Origin of the sequence: Saccharopolyspora sp. 7B (assembly GCF_020177435.1) — a bacterium.
GTDB classification, from domain to species: Bacteria; Actinomycetota; Actinomycetes; order Mycobacteriales; family Pseudonocardiaceae; genus Saccharopolyspora_C; species Saccharopolyspora_C gregorii.
On the sequence record NZ_JAIUKC010000042.1, the window covers coordinates 17,869 to 39,527 of the forward strand.

General features: G+C 73.1%; 19 protein-coding genes (1 of these 19 running past the window's edge). 14 read left to right on the forward strand and 5 right to left on the reverse strand.

The genetic code is table 11. From position 1 onward, the window contains the following. The first annotated feature begins 197 nt into the window (after nt 1-197). Genes paaZ through paaE form a run of 6 tightly spaced genes read left to right on the forward strand, consistent with a single transcriptional unit; the run spans nt 198 to nt 5,962 of the window. On the forward strand, nt 198-2,240 hold the full coding sequence (gene paaZ / locus LCD33_RS08270) for a phenylacetic acid degradation bifunctional protein PaaZ (protein WP_224977690.1): 2,043 nt from the start codon (nt 198-200) through the stop codon (nt 2,238-2,240). Beyond that, entirely contained in the window at nt 2,237-3,184 is a 948-nt protein-coding gene (gene paaA / locus LCD33_RS08275) for a 1,2-phenylacetyl-CoA epoxidase subunit PaaA (protein WP_224955761.1), read from the forward strand. Before paaZ ends, paaA begins: the two co-directional genes overlap by 4 nt. Continuing rightward, nucleotides 3,181-3,489 carry a 1,2-phenylacetyl-CoA epoxidase subunit PaaB gene (gene paaB / locus LCD33_RS08280; RefSeq protein ID WP_224955760.1) on the forward strand — a complete coding sequence of 103 codons (309 nt, stop codon included), beginning with the start codon at nt 3,181-3,183 and terminating at the stop codon, nt 3,487-3,489. Before paaA ends, paaB begins: the two co-directional genes overlap by 4 nt. A 7-nt stretch (nt 3,490-3,496) precedes the next feature. Further along, nucleotides 3,497-4,378, forward strand: a complete 882-nt coding sequence (gene paaC / locus LCD33_RS08285) for a 1,2-phenylacetyl-CoA epoxidase subunit PaaC (RefSeq protein ID WP_224955759.1) — start codon at nt 3,497-3,499, stop codon at nt 4,376-4,378. Further along, a complete protein-coding gene (paaD, locus tag LCD33_RS08290; protein WP_224955758.1) occupies nt 4,372-4,878 on the forward strand; it encodes a 1,2-phenylacetyl-CoA epoxidase subunit PaaD in 507 nt (168 codons plus the stop codon). The genes paaC and paaD overlap by 7 nt, the downstream gene beginning before the upstream one ends. A gap of 1 nt (nt 4,879) precedes the next feature. Next, on the forward strand, nt 4,880-5,962 hold the full coding sequence (gene paaE, locus LCD33_RS08295; RefSeq protein ID WP_224977692.1) for a 1,2-phenylacetyl-CoA epoxidase subunit PaaE: 1,083 nt from the start codon (nt 4,880-4,882) through the stop codon (nt 5,960-5,962). A 115-nt stretch (nt 5,963-6,077) separates the two neighbouring features. On the opposite strand, the gene LCD33_RS08300 is transcribed toward paaE, so the two are convergent. The 4 genes from LCD33_RS08300 to LCD33_RS08315 all read right to left on the reverse strand — a co-directional run bounded on the left by LCD33_RS08300 (nt 6,078) and on the right by LCD33_RS08315 (nt 10,936). Next, complete coding sequence (locus LCD33_RS08300; RefSeq protein ID WP_255617185.1) at nt 6,078-6,953, reverse strand: crotonase/enoyl-CoA hydratase family protein; 876 nt, start codon at nt 6,951-6,953, stop codon at nt 6,078-6,080. A gap of 147 nt (nt 6,954-7,100) precedes the next feature. After that, nucleotides 7,101-8,324, reverse strand: coding sequence for an MFS transporter (locus LCD33_RS08305; protein ID WP_224977694.1), 1,224 nt, complete (start codon nt 8,322-8,324; stop codon nt 7,101-7,103). A 192-nt stretch (nt 8,325-8,516) separates the two neighbouring features. Next, a complete protein-coding gene (locus LCD33_RS08310; RefSeq protein ID WP_224955754.1) occupies nt 8,517-9,830 on the reverse strand; it encodes an RbtT/DalT/CsbX family MFS transporter in 1,314 nt (437 codons plus the stop codon). Nucleotides 9,831-9,844: 14 nt separating this feature from the next. Continuing rightward, nucleotides 9,845-10,936 carry an alcohol dehydrogenase catalytic domain-containing protein gene (locus LCD33_RS08315; protein WP_224967022.1) on the reverse strand — a complete coding sequence of 364 codons (1,092 nt, stop codon included), beginning with the start codon at nt 10,934-10,936 and terminating at the stop codon, nt 9,845-9,847. Between the two features lie 572 nt (nt 10,937-11,508). On the opposite strand from LCD33_RS08315, the gene LCD33_RS08320 reads away from it, so the two are divergent. Continuing rightward, entirely contained in the window at nt 11,509-12,432 is a 924-nt protein-coding gene (locus tag LCD33_RS08320; RefSeq protein ID WP_224955752.1) for a sugar-binding transcriptional regulator, read from the forward strand. A gap of 127 nt (nt 12,433-12,559) precedes the next feature. On the opposite strand, the gene LCD33_RS08325 is transcribed toward LCD33_RS08320, so the two are convergent. Beyond that, nucleotides 12,560-14,083, reverse strand: a complete 1,524-nt coding sequence (locus LCD33_RS08325) for a sugar porter family MFS transporter (protein WP_224967021.1) — start codon at nt 14,081-14,083, stop codon at nt 12,560-12,562. A 253-nt stretch (nt 14,084-14,336) separates the two neighbouring features. Here LCD33_RS08325 and LCD33_RS08330 point away from each other — a divergent pair, with 253 nt between their 5' ends. The 7 genes from LCD33_RS08330 to LCD33_RS08360 form a co-directional block, all read left to right on the forward strand. Continuing rightward, on the forward strand, nt 14,337-15,515 hold the full coding sequence (locus tag LCD33_RS08330) for a 4-oxalomesaconate tautomerase (protein ID WP_224955750.1): 1,179 nt from the start codon (nt 14,337-14,339) through the stop codon (nt 15,513-15,515). Next, complete coding sequence (locus LCD33_RS08335) at nt 15,512-16,537, forward strand: amidohydrolase family protein (protein WP_224977695.1); 1,026 nt, start codon at nt 15,512-15,514, stop codon at nt 16,535-16,537. Before LCD33_RS08330 ends, LCD33_RS08335 begins: the two co-directional genes overlap by 4 nt. Before the next feature lie 14 nt (nt 16,538-16,551). After that, the gene (ligK, locus tag LCD33_RS08340; protein ID WP_224955748.1) at nt 16,552-17,235 is read left to right on the forward strand and encodes a 4-carboxy-4-hydroxy-2-oxoadipate aldolase/oxaloacetate decarboxylase; all 684 of its coding nucleotides are present in this window, start codon (nt 16,552-16,554) and stop codon (nt 17,233-17,235) included. Nucleotides 17,236-17,310: 75 nt separating this feature from the next. Further along, the gene (locus LCD33_RS08345) at nt 17,311-18,225 is read left to right on the forward strand and encodes an amidohydrolase family protein (RefSeq protein WP_224955747.1); all 915 of its coding nucleotides are present in this window, start codon (nt 17,311-17,313) and stop codon (nt 18,223-18,225) included. 45 nt (nt 18,226-18,270) lie between these two features. Beyond that, on the forward strand, nt 18,271-19,656 hold the full coding sequence (locus tag LCD33_RS08350; RefSeq protein WP_224977696.1) for an MFS transporter: 1,386 nt from the start codon (nt 18,271-18,273) through the stop codon (nt 19,654-19,656). A gap of 21 nt (nt 19,657-19,677) precedes the next feature. Beyond that, the gene (locus tag LCD33_RS08355) at nt 19,678-20,745 is read left to right on the forward strand and encodes a VOC family protein (RefSeq protein WP_224955745.1); all 1,068 of its coding nucleotides are present in this window, start codon (nt 19,678-19,680) and stop codon (nt 20,743-20,745) included. A gap of 108 nt (nt 20,746-20,853) precedes the next feature. Next, nucleotides 20,854-21,659, forward strand: the 5' portion of a protein-coding gene (locus tag LCD33_RS08360; protein ID WP_224977697.1) for an MFS transporter. It continues 736 nt past the right edge of the window; 806 of the gene's 1,542 nt are visible here — the first part of the coding sequence; the start codon lies at nt 20,854-20,856; its stop codon lies off the right edge, out of view.

The window sequence follows — 21,659 nt, forward strand, 5'->3', positions numbered from 1 at the left end:
CGCCCGGACCTCGGTGTCGCCGGGAGCGCCGGTCCGGCCGGGCGCGGTCGGCCGACGGGCTGGGCGCGCGGGGTGAACTCGCGCGGGCGAGCCGGGACGCGGGGCCGCTGCTTCGCGGTTCCGGGTTCCCCCGGCTCCGCGGGCGCGCTAGCATCAGTTCCTGAACGTTCGGTCGGTTAATCGGTTGAGGAGGGTCGATGGGGCACGCGGCAGAGCTGTTGCGCAGCTACGTCTCCGGGGAGTGGCGCGCGGCGGCGGACGAGGGCGCTCCGCTGCACGACGCCTCCACCGGGGAGGAGGTCGCGCGGATCTCCTCGGCCGGGATCGACTTCGCCGCCGCGCTGCGGTACGGCCGCGAGGTCGGCGGTCCCGCGCTGCGGCGGCTGACCTTCCACCAGCGCGCCGCGCTGCTCAAGGCGCTCGCCTCGCACCTGCGCGAGCACCGGGATGAGCTCTACGCGCTGTCCGCGAAGACCGGCGCCACGCTCGGCGACTCGAAGTTCGACGTCGACGGCGGCATCGGCGTGCTGTTCGCATACGGCTCGAAGGGCAAGCGCGAACTGCCCAACGACACCGTCCACGTCGACGGCGCCGTCGAGCCGCTGAGCAAGGGCGGCACGTTCCTGGCCCAGCACATCGCCACCCCGCTGCGCGGGGTCGCCGTGCAGATCAACGCCTTCAACTTCCCCGTCTGGGGCCCGCTGGAGAAGTTCGCCCCCGCGTTCCTCGCCGGAGTGCCGAGCCTGGTCAAGCCCGCCAGCCAGACGGCGTACCTGACGGCGCGGCTGGTCGAGCTGATCGTCGAATCGGGCATCCTGCCGGAGGGTTCGCTGCAGTTCGTCGCGGGCAGCGCCGGAGACCTGCTGGACCACGTGACCGCGCAGGACCTGGTGTCGTTCACCGGCTCGGCCGCGACGGCGCAGAAGCTGCGCGCCCACCCGGCGATCGCGCGGAACTCGGTGCGGTTCAACGCCGAAGCCGACTCGCTGAACTGCTCGATCCTCGGGCCCGACGCGGTCCCGGGCACCGCGGAGTTCGACCTGTTCGTCAAGCAGCTCACCACCGAGATGACGGTCAAGGCCGGGCAGAAGTGCACCGCGATCCGCCGCGCGTTCGTGCCTGCCGAGCTGGTCGACGAGGTCGCCGCGGCGGCCTCCGAGCGGCTGGCGAAGGTGACCGTCGGCGCTCCCGAGGCCGACGGGGTCCGGATGGGGGCGCTGGCGAGCCTGGAGCAGCGCGAGGAGGTCCGCCGCTCGCTGAAGGCGCTGCTGGCGGCCGGCTCGGTGGTGTTCGGCGACCCCGAGCACGTCGACGTCGTCGGCGCGGACGCCGAACGCGGCGCGTTCCTCTCGCCGGTGCTGCTGCGCGCCGACCCGGAACGGCCCGAGCCGCACGAGGTCGAGGCGTTCGGGCCGGTCTCGACGCTGCTGCCCTACACCTCCGCCGCACAGGTCGTCGAGCTGGCGGCCCGCGGCGGCGGCAGCCTCGTGGGTTCCGTCGTCTCCGCCGACCCGGACTTCGTGCGCGAGGTCGTGCTCGGCGTCGCACCGTTCCACGGTCGCCTGCTGGTGCTCGACGCCGCCGATGCGGAGGAATCCACCGGGCACGGCTCGCCGATGCCGCAGCTCGTGCACGGCGGCCCGGGGCGCGCGGGCGGCGGGGAGGAGCTGGGCGGCATCCGCGGCGTGCTGCACCACATGCAGCGCACCGCCGTGCAGGGCTCGCCCGCCGCGCTCAGCGGGATCACCGGGCGCTGGGTCCCAGGCGCCCCGCGGCGCGAGGCCGAGGCCCACCCCTTCCGGAAGTCGTTGACGCAGCTGGAGATCGGCGACACCGTCGTCGCCGGGCCGCGCGCCGTCACCCGCGCCGACATCGACCACTTCGCCGAGTTCACCGGCGACACCTTCTACGCCCACACCGACCCGGAAGCGGCCGCGGCCAACCCGCTGTTCGGCGGGATCGTCGCGCACGGCTACCTGGTGGTCTCGTTCGCCGCGGGCCTGTTCGTCTCGCCGGAACCCGGCCCGGTCCTGGCGAACTACGGGCTGGAGAACCTGCGCTTCCTGACGCCGGTGCAGGCGGACGACGAGCTGACCGTGACGTTGACGGCCAAGCAGATCACCCCGCGCGTCGACCAGGACTACGGCGAGGTCCGGTGGGACGCCGACGTCACCAACCAGAACGGCGAGTCCGTCGCGAAGTACGACGTGCTGACCCTCGTCGCGAAGGAGGACCGATGACCGCCACGCTCCCCGAGACCGAACTCGAATCCCACTTCGAGCGGACCATCGAACGCGATCAGCGGATCGAACCGCGCGACTGGACACCCGAGGGCTACCGCAAGACGATGGTCCGCCAGATCGCCCAGCACGCGCACTCCGAGATCATCGGCATGCAGCCCGAGGGGAACTGGATCACGCGGGCGCCCTCGTTGCGGCGCAAGGCGATCCTGCTGGCGAAGGTGCAGGACGAGGCCGGGCACGGGCTGTACCTGTACTCGGCGGCGGAAACCCTCGGCGTGGACCGGGCGGACCTCACCGAGAAGCTGATCTCGGGCCGCCAGAAGTACTCGTCGATCTTCAACTACCCGACGCTGACGTTCGCCGACGTCGGGGTGATCGGCTGGCTCGTCGACGGCGCCGCGATCTGCAACCAGGTGCCGCTGTGCCGGAGTTCCTACGGCCCCTACGCGCGGGCGATGGTGCGGATCTGCAAGGAGGAGTCCTTCCACCAGCGCCAGGGCTACGAGCTGCTCATGACGATGATGCGGGGCACCGGGCAGCAGCGGGAGATGGTGCAGGAGGCCGTCGACCGCTGGTGGTGGCCGTCGCTGATGATGTTCGGCCCGCCGGACGCCGACTCGCCGAACACCGCCCAGTCGATGGCGTGGAAGGTCAAGCGGCACACCAACGACGAGCTGCGGCAGCGCTTCGTCGACATGTCCGTGCCGCAGGCCGACGCCCTCGGCGTCACCTTCCCGGACCCGGACCTGGCGTGGAACGCCGACCGCGGGCACTACGACTTCGGCGCCGTCGACTGGGCCGAGTTCAAGAACGTGCTGCAGGGCAACGGCCCGTGCAACGCGCAGCGCATCGCCCGCAGGCGCCGCGCCCACGACGAAGGCGCCTGGGTCCGCGAGGCCGCGGCCGCGCACGCGGCGAAGAACCAGGAGGCGACGGCATGAGCGACTCGAACCCCGCCGGTGCCCGGCACGACTGGCCGCTGTACGAGGTGTTCGTCCGCGGCAAGCGCGGGCTGAACCACGTGCACGTCGGCTCGCTGCACGCCGCCGACGACCAGATGGCGCTGCACCACGCCCGCGACCTCTACACGCGCCGCAACGAGGGCGTGTCGATCTGGGTGGTGCGCGCCTCGGCCATCGCCGCCTCCTCGCCCGACGAGAAGGACCCGTTCTTCGCGCCCAGCGGCGACAAGGTGTACCGGCACCCGACGTTCTACGACATCCCCGAGTCCGTCCCGCACATGTGAGGCACCGATGTCCTTCGACAACGCCTACGAAGCCCTCACCGAGGAGGGCGACGCCCGCTGGGCGTTCGGCACCGGCTTCGAGGACCCGCTGTCCGGAGTGGACACCACCGTCCCGGGCGGCGTGGACGACGCCGCGCTCGCCGCGTACTGCCTGATGCTCGGCGACGACGCGCTGGTCCTCTCGCACCGGTTGCAGGAGTGGTGCACCCGGGCGCCCGAGCTGGAGGACGAGGTGGCGATCGCGAACATCGGCCTCGACCTGCTGGGCCAGGCGCGGCTGCTCCTCGCCCGCGCCGGGAAGGCGGAGGGCCGGGGGCGGGGTGAGGACGACTACGCGTTCTCCCGCGCCGAGCACGAGTTCCGCAACGTCCGGCTCGTCGAGCTGGAACGCGGCGACTTCGGCGAACTGGTCGCCCGGCTGCTGGTGTTCGCCACCTGGCGGCTCGCGCTGCTGCAGCGGCTCACCGGCTCCCGCGACCCGGTGCTGGCCGCGATCGCCGACAAGGGCGTCAAGGAGGTCACCTACCATCGCGACTACGCCGCGCAGTGGGTGGTGCGCCTCGGCGACGGCACCGAGCACTCCCACCAGCGCGTCACCGCTGGGCTCGCGGCGGTGTGGCCGTACGTGGCCGAGCTGTTCACCACCCATCCCGTGGAGGAGGCGCTCGCCGCGGACGGCGTCGGCGTCGACCCGGCCGGGCTGCGCGCCGAGTTCGACGCGGTGCTGGCGCAGGTGTTCGCCGCCGCGACGCTGGCCGAGCCGGACGCGGCACCGATCGCCGGGGTCTCGAACCGGACCGGCCGCGACGGCGTGCACACCGAAGCGATGGGATTCCTGCTGGCCGAGCTGCAGAGCGTGGCCCGGGCGATGCCGGGGGCGACGTGGTGACCGGCCTGCGGCAGGACGCGCGCACCGTCGCCGCGGCGGTGGTGGACCCGGAGCTGCCGATGCTCACCCTCGCCGACCTCGGCGTGCTGCGCGAGGTGTCGGAGTCCGGCGGCCGGGTCGTCGTCACGATCACGCCGACCTACTCGGGGTGCCCGGCGATGGACACCATGCGCGACGACCTGGAGCACGCGCTGCGCGGCGCCGGATACCGCGAGGTGGAGATCCGCACCGTGCTCACCCCGGCCTGGAGCAGCGACTGGATCAGCGCGGACGGGCGCCGCAAGCTCGCCGAAGCGGGCGTCGCCCCGCCCGGCACCGGGCCGCGGCCGGCGGCCGGGCCGATCCCGCTGACCCTCGGCCCCACCGTGCGGCGGGTGTCCTGCCCGCGGTGCGGTTCGCCCGACACCGTCGAGGTGTCCCGGTTCGCCGCGACCGCGTGCAAGGCGCTGCGCCGCTGCCGCTCCTGCGCCGAACCGTTCGAGCACGTGAAGGAGATCTGACGTGAGCACCCCCGTTGCGTCCCGGCTGCGCGGTGAGTTCCACGTGCTGCGCGTCGCCGACGTCTCCCGGCTGTGCGACGACGCCGTGGCGGTGACCTTCGCGGTGCCCGACGAGCTCGCCGGGGCGTACGCGTTCCGCGCCGGGCAGTCGCTGACGCTGCGGCGCACCATCGACGGGCGCGAGGAACGGCGCTCCTACTCGATCTGCTCCCCGGAAGGGACCGCACCGCGGATCGGGGTGCGGGAGGTGCCGGACGGGCTGTTCTCCACCTGGCTCGTGCACGACCTGCGCCCCGGCGACGAGGTCGAGGTCGGCACGCCCACCGGGAACTTCACCCCGGAACCGGGCGTGCCCGGCAGGCACGTGCTCATCGCCGCGGGCTCCGGCATCACGCCGATGCTGTCGATCGCGGCGACGGTGCTGCGCGAACCCGACGCCTCGGTGACGCTGCTGTACGGCAACCGGCGGGCCGACACGGTGATGTTCGCCGACGACATCGCCGACCTGAAGGACCGCCACCCGGCGCGGCTGGAGCTGATCCACGTGCTGTCCCGGGAACCGCGCGAGGCCGAACTGTTCACCGGCAGGCTCGACCCGGCGAAGCTCGCCGCGCTCGGCCCGCTGCTCGGTGACCTCGACGCGGTGGACCACTGGTGGCTGTGCGGACCGTTCGAGCTGGTCACCGCCGCCCGCGACCACCTGGTCGGCGCCGGGGTCGCCGAGGACCGCATCCACCTGGAGCTGTTCTTCGTCGACGACGCCCCGCCCGCACCGGTGCGGCATCCGGACGCGGCGGTGGGCGGCGCGGCCACCGAGGTCACCGTCGTGCTCGACGGCCGGGCCACCACGATCTCGCTGTCCCGCGATGCGTCCATCTTGGACGGTGCGCAGCGCTCCCGGCCCGACCTGCCGTTCGCCTGCAAGGGCGGGGTGTGCGGGACCTGCCGCGCGTTGGTCACCCGCGGCGAGGTCGACATGCGCCGCAACTTCGCCCTGGAACGGTCCGAAGTGGACGCGGGCTTCGTGCTCACCTGCCAGAGCCTGCCCTGCTCCGACGAGGTCACCGTGGACTACGACGCGTGACGATGGCCCCCGCCGCGCGAAGAGGGACGACGTCCTCGACCGCGCCCTGGACCGCTCCCGGCCCGCCGCCACCCACGACGAACGCGGCCTCGCCCGCCACCCCTGACGCCGGCGATCACCGCTGCTCGTCGAGCCATTCGGCGTGGAAGGCGGGCAGGTCGGAGGCCTTGCCGCGGAATTCGGGCGCGCGCTTCTCCCGGAAGGCGGCGACGCCTTCGGCGCCGTCGCCGATGCTGGTGTAGAACATCGCGAGCGAGTCGAGCCGATGCGCGTCGCGCGGGTGCGCGAGGGCGCTGCCGCGGCGCATCAGCTGGCGGGTCAGCGCGGTCGCGACGGGCGAGCGGTCCCTGGTCCAGGCGTCGGCGAGCCGCAGCGCCTCGTCGAGCAGCGCGTCGGGCTCGTGCACGGCGTTCGCGAGCCCGGCTTCCGCGGCGGCCGCCGCGTCGAGGATGTCCGCCCGGTAAGCCAGGTCCAGTGCCCGGGGCAGTCCGACGATGCGCGGCAGGAACCAGGAGGACGCGGCCTCCGGCACGATGCCGAGCCGCCCGAACACGAGGCCGAAGCGCGCCCTGCTCGACATCAGGCGCGCGTCCATCGCCAGCGTCATCGTCGCCCCGATGCCCACGGCGGCGCCGTTGATGGCGGCGATGACGGGCTTGGTGCAGTCGTGCACGGCGAGGGTGACGCGGCCGCCGGTGTCGCGGACGCGGGCCAGCTCCGGATCGGACAGGTCGGCCAGGTCGGTGAGCGTCGGCCGCTTCGACTCGTCCAGGCCGAACACGTTGCCCTCCGCGCTGAGGTCCATGCCGGCGCAGAAGGCTCGCCCGGCACCGGTGACGACGACCGCGCGCACCGAGTCGTCGGCGGCGGCCCGGACGAAGGTCTCCTCCAGCTCGTCGGCCATGGTGACGGTGAAGGCGTTGAGCTGGTCCGGGCGTTCCAGCGTGACGACGAGGACGCCGTCGGTGCGGTCGTGGCGGATGGTCTGCATGGTCGGTTCCTCCTGGTCACGCCGGTGTGATCGCGTCGCCGAGCCGGTGGTGCGCTCCGCGCCGCCGCCGGTGCTCCGCTGCGGGCGGGCCCCGGGGCGGGCACCAGCCCACCACATGCCGCGTGGCGCGCGGTGCGCACCGCGTCCTCAGCCGCGGGCGGGGGAGGGGGCCGACGCCGGTGCCACGTCGCGCAGCGCGCGGGTGCCGAGCACGGCCGCCAGCACCAGCACCCACACCCCGGCGACGCTGAGCCCGGCGAGGACCGGCGTCCCGTGCTCGGCCACCACCCCGGCCAGCCCGATCCCGGCGGGGGCGGCGACGGTCAGCAGCGTGGTCTTGAGGCTGAGCACCCGCCCGCGCACCGCACCGCTGGTGCGTTCGACCTGCAGCACCCCGACGACCGCGCCGACCACGGAGTTGCCCAGGCCGAGCAAGGCGGCGCCCGCGAACACCGCGGCCGGGGCGAGCAGGGACGCCATCAGCAGGAATCCGGCGGTGGTGAGGGCGAATCCGATCGACAGCCACGTCCGGGTGCCGAGCCGCCGCCCGACGGCGCCGTAGAGCGCCGCGCCGCCCAGCATCCCGGCGGCGAGCGCGGTGAGCACCAGCCCGAGCAGGTCGGGCCGGGCGATGCGGTCGAAGTACAGCGGCATCACCAGGCCCTGCAACCCGCCGAGCGCCACGGCGAGGCCGACGACGATCCCGGATGTGCCGAGCAGGAACCGGCTGCGCCCCACCACGGCGAAGCCCTCGCCGAGTTCCCGCAGCACCGAGCGGCGCGGCGCCGCGGTGGCCTCGACCGCGCCGAGCCCGCGCGGCAGCGTCCGCGTCAGCAGCGCCGCCGCGGCCGAGGTCCCCGCGGTGATCCACAGCACCGAGGTGGCGTCGAAGGTGGCGAGCAGCAGGCCGGCCGCCGCCGGGCCGATCACCAGGGCCGCGGAGGTCGTGGTCTGGCGCAGGCCGATCAACCGGGTCAGGTCGATCCCGGCGTGCCGCGCCACCGCGGGCGCGAGCACTTCGCGCGCCGTCGTGCCGGGCACGTCCCCGAACGAGCCGAGGATCCCCAGCAGGACGAACCAGGTCAGGTTCAGGCCCCACAGCAGGTCGACCAGGGGCAGCGCGGCGACCGATGCGGCGGAGACGAGGTCGGAGACCGCCGAGGCGGTGCGCCGGTCGATCCGGTCGATCACGACCCCGCCGAGCAGGCCGACCACCACGGCGGGGATCGCGGTCGCTCCGGCGAGGACCGCGGTGCCCAGCGGGCTCCCGGTGGTCTGCAGCACGATCAGCGGCAGCGCGACCGCGGCGATCCCGTTGCCGAGCAGGCTCAGCAGGTGCGAGGCGAGGTAGGTGGCGGCGGTGAGCGGCATGCGCCCAGCACACGCCCGGCCGTCGCGGCACGGTCAAGCGGATTCCCGCCCGAAATCCCGTCGCGGCACGTGATCCAGGACACCCGTCCGGCCGATGTGGACGGTGGCGAGGTGCCGCCCGCCCGGTACGGGTCCCGAACACGAGCAGGTCCGCCCGTGCGGCACGGGCGGACCTGCGTCGAGCGGAACGGGTCAGCGGCTCGCGGCCACCGCCCGCCGGTTCTCGTCCTCCGGCACCTTCAGGTAGCCGACCATGATGAACGCGGCCACGTAGAGCAGGACGAACGCCCACACCACGCCGGCGTTGCCGAGCCCGATGGCGAGCACGACGGCCGGGACGGCCGCGCCGAGGAACGCCGCACCGCCGGCCGCGGTGGTGTACATGGCCATCGCGGCGCCCTTCTGCTCGGGAGCGAGCGCGGGCATGATCGCGCCCATCGGGACGAACCCGGCGAGCAGCGCGCCGAACACGCAGCCCGCGGCGGTCGCGGCCCAGAAGCCCCACGCCGAACCGGCGGGGACCAGGTGCGCCACGTACCACCAGGCGAGCAGGCCGAGCGCGGAGCCGAAGACGCCGAACCACTGCACGGTGCGCCGCCAGCCCCACTTGTCGCCGATGGCGCCGAACACGGCGTTGAGCAGGATGTTCGACGCGTAGACCAGCGTGGTCATGACCAGCCAGCGGGACTGGCCCCAGCCGAGCTCGTCGGCGATGACCGTCGGCAGGATGATGAACATGCCGTACTGCGGCGCGGTGTTGATCAGCCGCACCAGGAAGCCCATCAGGATCTTCGGCCGGCGCGCGGTGAGCCGCAGGCCCGCGGTCAGCACCTCGCCGGTGGACAGCTCCGCGGCGGCGACGCGGCGGTCACCGTGCGGTTCGTGCACCGCGAACTGCGCGATCAGGAAGCCGATCACCACGAGCGCGATGGAGGCGATCATCGCCCCGGTCTCGCCGCCGGTGCCGCCGCCGAAGACGGGGATCATGCCCAGCGCGTAGAGCGAACCCAGCGTGGGCAGGCCACCGGTGAACATCACGTAGAACCAGCCGACGGCCTTGCCGTTGCGCTCCACCGGCGTGACCACGTTGACCCACACCAGGAACGCGAACGCGAACAGCGGATAGCCGAACCCGCGCAGGAAGTAGGTCAGGAACACCAGCGGCATGCTGCCGGTGCCGAGCGCGACCAGGAACAGCGCCTCGAACACCACCCACACGGCGGCGCCGAGCTGCATCACGCGGCGCGGCCCCCACAGGTCGGCCAGCACGCCGGACAGGTAGCTGCCCACCAGCACGGACACGCCGTACATGGAGATGATCGTGCTCACCGTGGTGGCGGGGCTGTCGAGCACGGTCTCGATGTGCGGCGAGATGAAGTTGGTCTCGGTGCCGTTGCCGGTCATGAAGACGAGCACGGCGAAGAATCCCCAGCGCAGCGAGTGCGGGATGCCGACCCGGTCGAGGAAGGTCTCGCGCTGCGCGCCGGTGGTCTCGGTGGTGGTCATGTTCGTCCCGCCCTTCACGCGTTGGGCAGGATCGAGACCTTGACCGACGCACCCGAGGTGTCGGCGACCAGGTCGAGGGCCTGCTGGAACTCGCTCAAACCGAGCTGGTGGGTGCAGATCTCGTCGACCGGGATCTTGCCCTGCTCCAGCAGCTTGATCGCCGCGGGCCAGCAGTGCGGCCCGAGGTGCGCGCCGAGGACGTTGAGCTCCTTGTCGTCGGAGATGATCGACCAGTCGACCGTCACGTCCGAGCCGAACACCGAGTACTCCACGTAGGTCCCGAGCTTGCGCAGCAGGTTCAGCCCCTGCCCGACCGCCGGGGTGGCACCGGTGCCCTCCAGGTAGACGTCGGCGCCGTAGCCCTCGGTCAGTTCGGCGACCTTGGCGACCACGTCGTCCTTCAGCGGGTTGAAGGTGACGTCGGCGCCGCAGCGGCGGCCCAGTTCGAGCTTGTCGTCGTCGAGGTCCAGCGCGACCAGCGTCATCGGGTTTTTCTGCCGCGCACCGGCGATCAGGCCGAGGCCGATGGGGCCGCAGCCCGCGACGACGACCACGTCGCCGAACTTGATGTCGGCGCGCTCCACCGCGTGCAGCGCGCAGGACAGCGGTTCGGCGTAGGCGGCGTGCTCCGGCTTCAGGTCGTGCGAGACCTTGTGCGCGCGGGCCTTCTTCGGCACCAGCGTGTACTGGGCCATGGCGCCGTGGTAGTTGCGGAAGCCGAACATGTCGTGCGGCCCGCACATCCAGTACTCGCCGCGGCGGCAGTACCGGCACTCCTCGCAGGGCACGATCTGCTCGCAGGCGATCCGGTCGCCGACCTCCACCTTGTGGTGCTGCAGCGCCTCCTCATCACCGGACACGACGGTGCCGACGAACTCGTGGCCGGGGATGATCCCCTTCTGCGCCCAGGCGGGGCGGTTCTCGTCGCCCCAGAACTTCGCGGCGCCGTGGTAGCACTTCAGGTCGCTGGCGCAGACGCCGACCGCTTCCACTTCGATCAACAACTCGCCCGCGGCCGGTGCGGGGACGTCCACCTCTTCCAGGCGGTAGTCCTCCGGGCCGTGGACGACGACAGCCGACATCCGGCTGGGAATGGGGTTCGGCACCTTTGCCTCCAGTGGTTCCACTTCTCGATCATCGATCCGCCCGCCGGAGGGGGCGGATCAGCTCCGTTGCCAGGGGCAGGCTGCTGCACGCGGGGGCGAGGTGCACTCCGCCACCGCGAGCGCCCAGCGGGCCGTGGGCCAACGGGGGAGCGGAGACCGGCGCGGCCGGGGCGGGCCGGACGGGCGGACTCGGCGCGGAGTCCGCTCCTCCGGCGCCGTCCCGAGCCGGCCGGTTCCGCAGTCGTCGCCGCCGCCCCGCCCGGTGGGCCGGTGCGGGGCAGCGGGATACGGGGAGGACCCGGCCGTGCCGGGCCGGCGAGGCGCCGATCAGCCGAGCGCTCGTAGGCCGGGTCGTGCTCGCGGCGAGGGGCCGGGCAGCCTCGACCGGAGGCGGTGGTTCGTCCCCACCGCCCGGCCCGGCTCCGGTGAGCCGGTCCTGTCGCGTTGCCGTGCACTGCTCTCCTCGCGCGTCGGACCCCGATGTCGACGAGGTGCTACCTTCGGACCCGCCCCGCTCATCAGTCAACACCGGCCGCTCATATGAGCGGTCGTCACGCCAGTCGGGAGTCCAGGTGGGTCCGGAGCGCCAGATGCTGGCCGCGCTCGTCGCGACGAAGCACTACTTCGAGAAGCGGACGAAGTCCCAGATCGCGGAGGACCTCGCGCTGTCGCGGTTCCAGGTGGCGCGGCTGCTCGACGCCGCGCACGCGGCGGGGATCGTGCGCATCACCGTCGAACTCCCGTCCGGTGTGGACGCCGGGCTCTCGGACCGGCTGCGCCGCCACTTCGGGTTGAAGCGGGCGCTCGCCGTGGTCACGGCCGACGACGCGGCCACCCGGCGGCGCCAGCTCGGCAAGGTCGCCGCCGAGCTGCTCGGCGACGTGGTGACCGAGGACGACTGCCTCGGCGTCGCCTGGGGCCGCACGCTCGGTTCGATCCCCGAGTCGCTGACCCAGCTGGCGACCTGCCCGGTGGTGCAGCTGACCGGGGTCGCCGGTTCGGTCTCGGAGAACACCGTCGAGCTGGTGCGGCAGGTGTCGGCGGTCAACGGCGGCCCGGCCAGCCCGATCTACGCGCCGTTCGTCGTCGCCGACACCACCACGGCCCGCGGCCTGCGCAGCCAGCCCGGGATCGCCCGGGCGCTGGAGCTGCACAGGACGGTGACGCGGGCGGTCGTCGGCGTCGGCAGCTGGGACCCGCCGGATTCGAAGATGCACGACTCGCTGCCGGTGGAGGAGCGGCGGGCGCTGCTCGCCAAGGGCGTGCAGGCCGAGGTGTGCGGGACGCTGCTCAACGTGCAGGGCGGCGTGGTCTCCGGGCTGGAGGACCGCTGCATCGCGATCCCGGCGGAGCTGCTGCGCGCGGTGCCCGAGGTGATCGCCGTCGGCGGCGGCGCCACGAAGACCAAGGCGATGCTCGCGGCGATCCGCTCCGGCCTCATCCACGGCCTCGTCACCGACGCCACCGCCGCCGAGGAGCTGCTCGCGCTCGGGTGAGCCGGCCGGGTCCGCCGCTAGCGGACGCCGCCCGCCTCGACCCGCGCGCTCGGCCACCACCTCCGGTCGGTCCTCGGGGAGCTGCGCGCCGCGGCGCGCAGCTGGTGAGACCGCCCGCGCGGCGGCGTCAGGACCTGTGCCGCACCGGTTCGGGCAGGAAGGTCCCGCGCTTCAGGCTGCGCTCGATGGTCTCCAGCGACCGGCCCTTCGTCTCGGGCACGCGGAGCAGCACGACCACCCAGGCCATGACGTTCAGCGCGGCGTAGACCAGCATCGCCCCACCCAGGGTGAGCGCGTTGACGAGGGTGAGCGCCGTCGAGGTGACCAGCAGGTTCGCCCCCCACAGCGCGGCGGCGTGCAGGCCGGTGGCGGCGGGCCGGATCCGCAGCGGGTAGATCTCCGAGCCGATCAGCCAGCCGACGACCTGGATGCCGCCCGCCTGGAAGAACATGAACGCCAGCAGCAGCGCCAGGGCGAGCCACGGGTCCGGCCGCTGGCCGGAGACCAGGAACAGCAGCCCGAACAGCGCGATCGAGATCGCCGACCCGGGCAGCATCGCCAGCATCAGGCTGCGGCGTCCGATCCGGTCGACGACCAGCTTGCCGACCAGCGTCATCACCACGTACACGACGCCGACGCCGACGTTGGCCCACAGCGAGAACCCGGACGAGAAGCCGACCATGGTCAGGATGACCGGCGTGTAGTAGATCATCATCTCCAGCCCGGTGATCTGGGTGAAGATCGCGACCGCCAGGCCCGCGACCAGCGCCGGGCGCAGCCACTTCTCGCCCAGGGCCGACCACGGGCCGCCGCGGGCCTCGTTCTCCCGCTGGAGCACGTGCTCGATCCCGCGCACCTCGCGGTCGGCGGCCGGACCGTCGGGCCGGACCCACCGCAGCACCATCCGCGCCGCGTCGACGTGGTCGTGGTGCACCAGCCAGCGCGGGCTCTCGGGGGCCCGGAGCATGCCGAGGACCAGCAGGACCGCGGGCACCACCGCGACCATGATCTTCCAGTGCCAGCCGGCTTCGCGGAACACCACGTTGACCAGCGCGGCGGAGAGGATGCCGATGCCGATCGCGACGTTGAAGAAGGTGACGAAACCACCGCGGCGCTCCGGCGGGGACAGCTCGGCGATGTAGGTCGGGATGGTCTGGGTGCAGCCACCCACCGCCAGCCCCAGCAGCAGCCTGCTGCCGATCAGCGTCAGCGGTTCGGGGGAGAGCCCGGCCAGCACCACGCCGACCGCGAAGATCACCGCGACGGTGATGATCGTCGACCGGCGGCCGAACCGCATCGCGAACCAGCCCGCGCCGAGCGCGCCCACCACCGCGCCGACCAGGATCGAGGCGGTGATCATCTCTTCGATGGTGTGGCCGGGGATGGTGGCGCCGAACAGCCGGTAGGACTCGGTGATGCCGAAGTCCTGGGCGATCTGGATCAGGGTGCCGGAGATGACCCCGGTGTCGTACCCGTACAGCAGGCCGCCCAGCGCGGCCACGAACGCCACGTAGTACACGTTCCGGATCGGATCCCCCGCGGGCGTCCGGGTGGGCACACCACGCAGGTCCCGCTCCGCCGCCGACAGGTCCGGCTCCTCGTCGAAGCCCGCGAGCTCCGGGTCGTCGGAGCCGCCGTGTTGTTCGGACATCCGCACTCCTCGCAGGCGCTGGAGGGCCGTGGCGGATGCGATGCTATGGCGCCCCGCCCCTGGTCGCAGCGCTGGCAACGTGCTGGTGCCGGAGCGCGGGCGCGGCATCCGGTCCGCCAGGCCCCCGAGGTCCGGGACCACCCACCGAACCTGATTTTGTCTAAGGGATTGTTAACAATCGTGTTCATAGTTTAGGTTGCTCGGCATGCCCACGGAGGACGCCGCACCCGCGGCACCTCGGAGGAGGAATGCCATGCCCGCCGACGCCGGACCGGCCGCGCGCTCGCACCGCCGCGGCGCGCAGACCGCGGTCCCGTGCCTGTTCCTGCGGGGCGGCACCTCGCGGGGACCGTTCTTCGACGAGCGGGCGCTGCCCGCGGACGTTCCCACCCGCGACGCGGTGCTGCTGGCCGCGCTCGGTTCCCCGGACGAGCGGCAGATCGACGGGCTCGGGGGAGCGCACCCGCTGACCAGCAAGGTCGGGATCGTGCGCCCGAGCGAGCGCCCCGGCGTGGACGTGGAGTGGACGTTCGGCCAGGTGCAGCCCGGCGGGAGCACCGTCGACACGACCGCGAACTGCGGGAACATGCTCGCCGCGGTGCTCCCGTTCGCCGTCGAGACCGGCATGGTCGTCCCGGACGCCGACCGCACCACCGCCCGCGTGCTCACCCGCAACACCGGCATGGTCGCCGAGATCACCGTCCGCACGCCCGCCGGACCGGACGGGACCAGGCACGTCGAGTACGCGGGCGACGCGCGCATCGACGGCGTCCCCGGCACCGCCGCGCCGGTCGAGATCGGGTTCCTGGACACCGCGGGCTCGGTGGCCGGTTCGCTGCTGCCCACCGGGAACACGCGGGACACCGTCGAAGTCCCCGGGCTCGGCGCGGTGGACGTGACGCTGATCGACAACGGGCAGCCGCTGGTGGTCGTCCAAGCCGCGCGGCTCGGCTCCACCGGCTACGAGGACCCCGCCGAGATCGACGCCGACGCGGAGCTCCGGGCGAAGGTGGAGGCGCTGCGGCTGGTCTGCGGCCGCGCGATGGGGCTCGGCGACGTCGAGGCGAAGAACTACCCGAAGATGACGCTCGTCGCGCCGCCCCGGCACGGCGGCGACCTGTCCACCCGCAGCCTCATCCCGCGGGTCGCGCACCGCTCGATCGGCGTGCTGGCCGCGGTCACCGCCGCCACCGCGTGCGTGCTGGAGGGCAGCGTCGCCCGCGAGGTGGCCGCCGAGGTCCGCGGCACCGAACCCACCGTCTCGGTGGAGCACCCGTCCGGCGAGTTCAGCGTCACCCTGGGGCTCGACCCCGCCGAACCCGGCCGGGTACTGCGCTCGGGACTGCTGCGCACCGCCCGCCTGCTGATGTCCGGCGAGGTCCTCGTACCCGCCGCCCTCTGGAATCCCGCTGCCGAGGAGCGTTCCGCGTGATCATCGACGTGCACGGCCACTACACCACCGCCCCCGAGCCGCTCGGCCGCTGGCGCGACGCGCAGGTCGCCGGGCTGGCCGACCCGGCGCTGCGGCCCGACCCGGCGGGCCCGGTGATCAGCGACGACGAGATCCGCGAGTCCCTGGAAGCCCACCAGCTGCGGCAGATGGACGAGCGCGGCATCGACGTCACCGTCTTCTCCCCGCGCGCCTCGTTCATGGCGCACCACGTCGGGGACTTCGCGACCTCCGCGGCGTGGGCGCGGATCTGCAACGACCTGTGCCACCGGGTCTCGGAGCTCTACCCGGAGCGGTTCGCGCCCGGCGCGATGCTGCCGCAGTCGCCCGGGGTCGATCCGGCGACGACCCTGCCCGAGCTGGAGCGGGTGGTGCGGGAACTCGGCGCGGTCGCGGTGAACATCAACCCCGACCCCTCCGGCGGGCACTGGACCGCCCCGCCGCTGACCGACCGGCACTGGTACCCGGTGTGGGAGAAGCTCGTCGAGCTGGACGTGCCCGCGATGGTGCACGTGTCCACCAGCTGCAACGCGGCGTTCCACACCACCGGCGCGCACTACCTCAACGCCGACACCACCGCGTTCATGCAGCTGCTGCAGGGAGATCTGTTCGCCGACTTCCCCGAGCTGCGCCTGGTGATCCCGCACGGCGGCGGTGCGGTGCCCTACCACTGGGGCCGGTTCCGCGGGCTCGCCCAAGCGCTGGGCAAGCCGGAGCCGGAGGAAGCGCTGCTGGGCAACGTCTTCTTCGACACCTGCGTCTACCACCAGCCGGGCATCGACCTGCTGCTGGACGTGATCCCGCACGAGTCGGTGCTGTTCGCCTCGGAGATGGTCGGCGCGGTGCGCGGCATCGACCCCCGCACGGGGCACCACTTCGACGACACCCGCCGCTACGTCGAGCACGCCGGGCTCACCGCCGAATCCCTCGCCGCCATCGAGGCGGGCAACGCCCGCCGCGCCTACCCCCGGCTGGACGCGCGCCTGACCGCGCAGGGCCGCTGAACCGAAGGAGCACCGTGCACGAACTCGGAATCGTCCACCGAACCGTCCAGCGCGCCGACCGGGACGCCGTCGAAGCCCTCGCGGACTTCGGCGTCGCCACGGTCCACGAGGCGCTGGGCCGGGTCGGGCTGCTGCGGCCCTACGTCCGCCCCGTCTACGAAGGGGCGCGGGTCTGCGGCACCGCCGTCACCGCGCTGCTGCAGCCCGGGGACAACTGGATGCTGCACGTCGCCGCCGAGCAGGTGCAGGAGGGCGACGTGCTGGTCGCCGGCTGCACCACGGAATGCGAGGACGGCTTCTTCGGCGAACTGCTCGCCACCTCGCTGCGCGCCCGCGGCGCGAAGGGGCTGGTCATCGACGGCGGTTGCCGCGACGTCGACGAGCTGCGCGCCATGGACTTCCCGGTGTTCTCCCGCGCCATCAACGCGAAGGGCACCGTCAAGGCCACCCTCGGCTCGGTGAACGTGCCGGTCGTCGTCGCCAACGCGCTGGTCGAACCGGGCGACGTCATCGTGGCCGACACCGATGGAGTGGTCGTGGTTCCCGCCGCGAAGGCATCGGAGGTGGCGGCGGCCGCCGCGAAGCGGGAGTCCGGGGAAGCGGGCAAGCGCGCGCGGTTCCAGGAGGGCGAGCTCGGCCTGGACCTCTACGGCATGCGCCCGAAGCTCGAAGCCATGGGACTGACCTACCGGGACTGAACTCCGGGTCCCGGAGCGGGAACCGGCGATCCCGTGCAACGACGCACGCCGCCCCGGCGGCAGGAGGAGAACCCCATGAGCACCGAAGTCACCCCGGGGTGGCTGCCCTGGCACCCGGAACCGAGCACCCCGGCGTTCGTCCCGCCCGCGGGCTCGGTCGACGCGCACTGCCACGTGTTCGGGCCCGCCGCGCGCTTCCCGTTCGCCGCCGAGCGCAAGTACACCCCGGTCGACGCGGGCAAGGAGCAGCTGTTCGCGTTGCGCGACCACCTCGGCCTCTCCCGCAACGTGATCGTGCAGGCCACCTGCCACGGCACCGACAACAGCGCCCTGGTCGACGCGCTGCGGGCCTCCGGCGGCCGAGCCCGCGGGGTGTCCGCGGTGGACGGTGACGTCACCCGCGCCGAGCTGGAGCGGCTGCACGCGGCCGGGGTGCGCGGCGTGCGGTTCAACTTCGTCAAGCGGCTGGTCGACACCGCGCCGACCCGGACCCTGCGGGCCATCGCCGAGAAGATCGCGCCGCTGGGCTGGCACGTCGTGCTCTACTTCGAGGCCCGCGACCTGCCCGACATCGAGGAGTTCGCGCCGAGCCTGCCGGTGCCGATCGTGATCGACCACCTGGGCCGCCCCGACGTCGCGCAGGACCCGGACGGGCCGGAGTTCAGCCGGTTCCTGGAGTTCGCGGACCGCCACCGCGCGTGGGTCAAGGTCTCCTGCCCGGAACGCCTGTCCCGCACCGGCCCGCCCGCGCTCGACGGCGAGCGGCACGCCTACGCCGACGTGGTGCCCTTCGCGCGCCGCGCCGTCGAGGCCTTCCCGGACCGGGTGCTGTGGGGCACCGACTGGCCGCACCCGAACCTCACCGACCACATGCCCGACGACGGGCTCCTGCTCGACCACGTCCCGCGGATCGCGGTCACCCCGCAGCAGCGGCAGGCGCTGCTGGTGGACAACCCGATGCGCCTGTACTGGCCGGACGAGCAGGCCTGATCCACGGCCGGGCGACGAAGCCCGGCCCGCCCCGAGGAGACCGCAGTGCAGCACCCCGTCAACGGCGACGAACGGGCCGCGAACTCGGCGAACCGGCTCGACCGGTTGCCGATCTCCCGGTTCCACCGGACCACGATCGCCGCGCTGGCGTTCGCGTACTTCTTCGAGTTCGCCGACATCAACACCTTCGCCATCACCGCGCCGAAGGTCCGCGAGCAGTGGGGCGCCGACGTCGGCCACATCGCCTACGTGACCTCGCTGTCGTTCGTCGGCATGTTCCTCGGGTCGGTGGTGGCCGGTGGGATGGCCGACCGGCTGGGCCGGAAGCGGACGCTGACGTTGACCACGGTGTGGTTCTCGGTGTGGTCGCTGGCGACGGTGTTCGCCTGGGACATCGCCTCGATGGGCGTGTTCCGGGTGCTGACCAGCGCCGGGCTCGCCGCGATGACCGTGGTCGCGGTCGTGTACCTCAACGAGCTGTTCCCGCGGGCGAAGCGCGGCAAGTTCCAGGCCTACGTGATCATGATCGGCATCTGCGGGACCCCGGTCACCAACCTGATCGCCGCGCTGGTCGTGCCGATGGGGGAGCAGACCTGGCGGCTGGTGTACCTGTGGGGCGCGCTCGGCGTGCTGTTCCTGTTCTTCCTGCGCAAGCTCGTCGAATCCCCGCAATGGCTGGAGAGCCGCGGCCGCCGCGAGGAGGCCGAGGCGGTCCTGCGGCGGCTGGAGGACGAGGCCGTCGACGAGCACGGTGCCCTGCCCGCCGCCGCCGAACCGGTCGCGGGGGCGGCCACCGCGAAACCGGGGCTGCGCCTGCTCAAGCAGCGCAAGTTCCTGTTCCCGACCGTGCTGCTCTCGGTCCTGTGGATCACCCAGACCATCGGGTTCTTCGGCTTCTCCTCGTGGGCGCCGACGCTGCTGGCCGCCGAGGGCGTCAGCGTGGAGGACTCCATCTTCTTCGTCGCGCTCACCACCGTCGGCGCGCCGCTCGGGTCGTTCCTGGCCGCGCAGGTCACCGACCGGTTCGAGCGCAAGTGGGCGCTGGTGGTCTTCGGCCTGATCATCGCCGGTTCCGGCCTGCTGTACGGGTTGACGTTCCTGCCGGTGCTGGTCGTCGTGTTCGGGTTCCTGGTGAACCTGTTCGAGCGCGGCTACACCTCGCTGGCCTACGCCTACTCGCCGGAGCTCTACGACACCGGCGGCCGGTCGCTGGGCACCTCGATCTCCTACGGGCTGGGCCGGTTGTCCAACGCCTTCGGGCCGCTGATCATCGCCGCGCTCTACAGCGGCCACGGTTACCGGACCGTCTTCTACTTCATCGCGGGAACCTGGGTGGTGGGGGCGATCGCGCTAGCGCTGTTCGGACCCGCCACCCGCAAGATCCGGCTGCGCGCCGAGTCGGCGGCGCCGGAACCCGCCACCGGTCGCTGAACCCTTCGGAGGAGAGGTCGCATGAACCCGGTCCCGGAAGAGCCAGCCCAGGAGAACCCGCTCCCGGAGCACCCCGTCCCGAAGAACCCCGTCCCGGAGCAGCTCACCACCCTCGCGCGGATGGTCGCCGACACGCCCACGCGCCCGCCGCTCGGCGACGTCGCCCACCTCGGGCACGTCCAGCTGTTCACGCCGTGCCCCGCGGACACGGTGGCCTTCTGCACCGAATTCCTCGGGCTCACCACCACCGCGCAGGACGGGGACCACACCTACCTGCGCACCTGGGACGACTACGAGCACCACAGCCTGGTGGTGACCCGCCGCGACCGGCCGGGCGTCGGCCGCACCGCGCTGCGCTGCTCCTCCGCCGAAGCCCTGGAGCGCCGCACGGCGGCGGTGCGGGCCGCGGGCGGCAGCGGGCGGTGGGTGCGCGACGAACCCGGTATCGGTCCACTGTGGACCACGGTCGACCCGGACGGGCACGAGATCGCGCTCTACCACGAGACGTCCTGGTACGAGGCGCCCGACGAACTCGCGCCCGCGCTGAAGAACCAGCCGCAGGCCAAACCCGGCCACGGCGTCGGAGTCCGCAGGCTCGACCACGTCAACTACCTCGCCGCCGACGTCGCGCGGGCCAGCGGCTTCCTCGTCGACGTGCTCGGTGCCCGCCCCACCGAGCAGATCCGGCTGGACGACGGCGAGATCGCCGCCCGCTGGCAGACCTTCACCCAGAAGTCCTACGACCTCGTGCACACCAAGGACCGCACCGGCTCCTCGGGACGGCTGCACCACATCGCCTTCGCCACCGACACCCGCGAGGACGTGCTGCGCGCCGCCGACCTCGCCGTCGACACCGGCGTGTTCATCGAGACCGGGCCGCACAAGCACGCCATCCAGCAGACCTTCTTCCTCTACGTCTACGAACCCGGTGGCAACCGGGTCGAGCTGTGCAACCCGCTGACCCGCCTGGTGCTCGCCCCCGACTGGCCGCTGATCACCTGGACCGAGCGGGAACGGGCGCGGGGCCAGGCCTGGGGCCTGCAGACCATCGAGTCCTTCCACACCCACGGCACACCGCCGGTCGACTGACCCCGCGTCGTCCGGCGGTTCTCCGGCCGGACCGTTCGAAGCTCGGCAGTTCTCCACCTCGACAGGTCCCCACCCGGTAGTGCACAGGTCGGCAGCGAGGAGCCCGCCATGAACCGGACCACGACCACCCCCGACCCGACCGCCCGGCGGCGCGCGGTCGTCATCGCGCTGTGCTGGGCGCTGGTGCTGCTCGACGGCATCGACACCTTCGTCTACGGCTCGGTGCTGCCCGAGATGATCGGCTCCGGGCAGCTCGGGCTCACCGACGCGACCGCGGGCGAGATCGGCAGCGCCACCACCTTCGGGATGCTCGTCGGCACCGTCCTGTCCGGCACCGTCACCCGCTGGGTAGGGCGCCGCCCGGCGGTCTTCGCCTCGGTGGCGCTGTTCACCGCCGCGACCCTCGGCTCCGGGCTGGCCGGGAGCGCGGTCGCGTTCGGGTTCTGCCGGCTGCTGTGCGGTTTCGGGCTCGGTGCGCTGCTGCCGATCGCCATCGCCTACGGCATGGAGTTCTGGCCGGGGAACCGCCGGGCGCTGGCCACCGGGGTGATCATGACCGCGCACCAGGCGGGCGGGGCGCTCGCGCCGCTCATCGCGCTGGTGCTGGTCGACACCGCCGGGTGGCGCTGGGTGTTCGTCGCGGGCGCGGTGCCCGCGGTGGTGCTGTTACCGGTGGCGGTCCGGCTGCTGCCGGAGTCCCCGGCGATCCTGGCCGCCCGCGGCAGGTCGCAGGAAGCGGCCGCGGTCTCGGCCGAGCACGGCCTCGCTTCGGCCGCTCCCGTCCCGGCCGCTCCCGTCCCGGGCGCGCCCCCCCCCGGGGGGGGCGGGCGCGGGGGGGGGCGGGGGGGGCGGGGGGGCGGCGGGGGGGGGGGGGGGGGGGGGGGGGGGGGGGGGCCCCCGGGGGGGGGGGGGAG

What these genes read in the sequence shown, in the direction of transcription:
- paaZ (WP_224977690.1), top strand. Translation starts at nt 198, where the DNA reads ATGGGGCACGCGGCAGAGCTGTTGCGCAGCTACGTCTCCGGGGAGTGG.
- LCD33_RS08345 (WP_224955747.1), top strand. Translation starts at nt 17,311, where the DNA reads ATGAGCACCGAAGTCACCCCGGGGTGGCTGCCCTGGCACCCGGAACCG.
- LCD33_RS08310 (WP_224955754.1), bottom strand. Translation starts at nt 9,830, where the DNA reads ATGACCACCACCGAGACCACCGGCGCGCAGCGCGAGACCTTCCTCGAC.
- paaA (WP_224955761.1), top strand. Translation starts at nt 2,237, where the DNA reads ATGACCGCCACGCTCCCCGAGACCGAACTCGAATCCCACTTCGAGCGG.
- LCD33_RS08330 (WP_224955750.1), top strand. Translation starts at nt 14,337, where the DNA reads ATGCCCGCCGACGCCGGACCGGCCGCGCGCTCGCACCGCCGCGGCGCG.
- LCD33_RS08325 (WP_224967021.1), bottom strand. Translation starts at nt 14,083, where the DNA reads ATGTCCGAACAACACGGCGGCTCCGACGACCCGGAGCTCGCGGGCTTC.
- paaB (WP_224955760.1), top strand. Translation starts at nt 3,181, where the DNA reads ATGAGCGACTCGAACCCCGCCGGTGCCCGGCACGACTGGCCGCTGTAC.
- paaC (WP_224955759.1), top strand. Translation starts at nt 3,497, where the DNA reads ATGTCCTTCGACAACGCCTACGAAGCCCTCACCGAGGAGGGCGACGCC.
- LCD33_RS08305 (WP_224977694.1), bottom strand. Translation starts at nt 8,324, where the DNA reads ATGCCGCTCACCGCCGCCACCTACCTCGCCTCGCACCTGCTGAGCCTG.
- LCD33_RS08355 (WP_224955745.1), top strand. Translation starts at nt 19,678, where the DNA reads ATGAACCCGGTCCCGGAAGAGCCAGCCCAGGAGAACCCGCTCCCGGAG.
- LCD33_RS08300 (WP_255617185.1), bottom strand. Translation starts at nt 6,953, where the DNA reads ATGCAGACCATCCGCCACGACCGCACCGACGGCGTCCTCGTCGTCACG.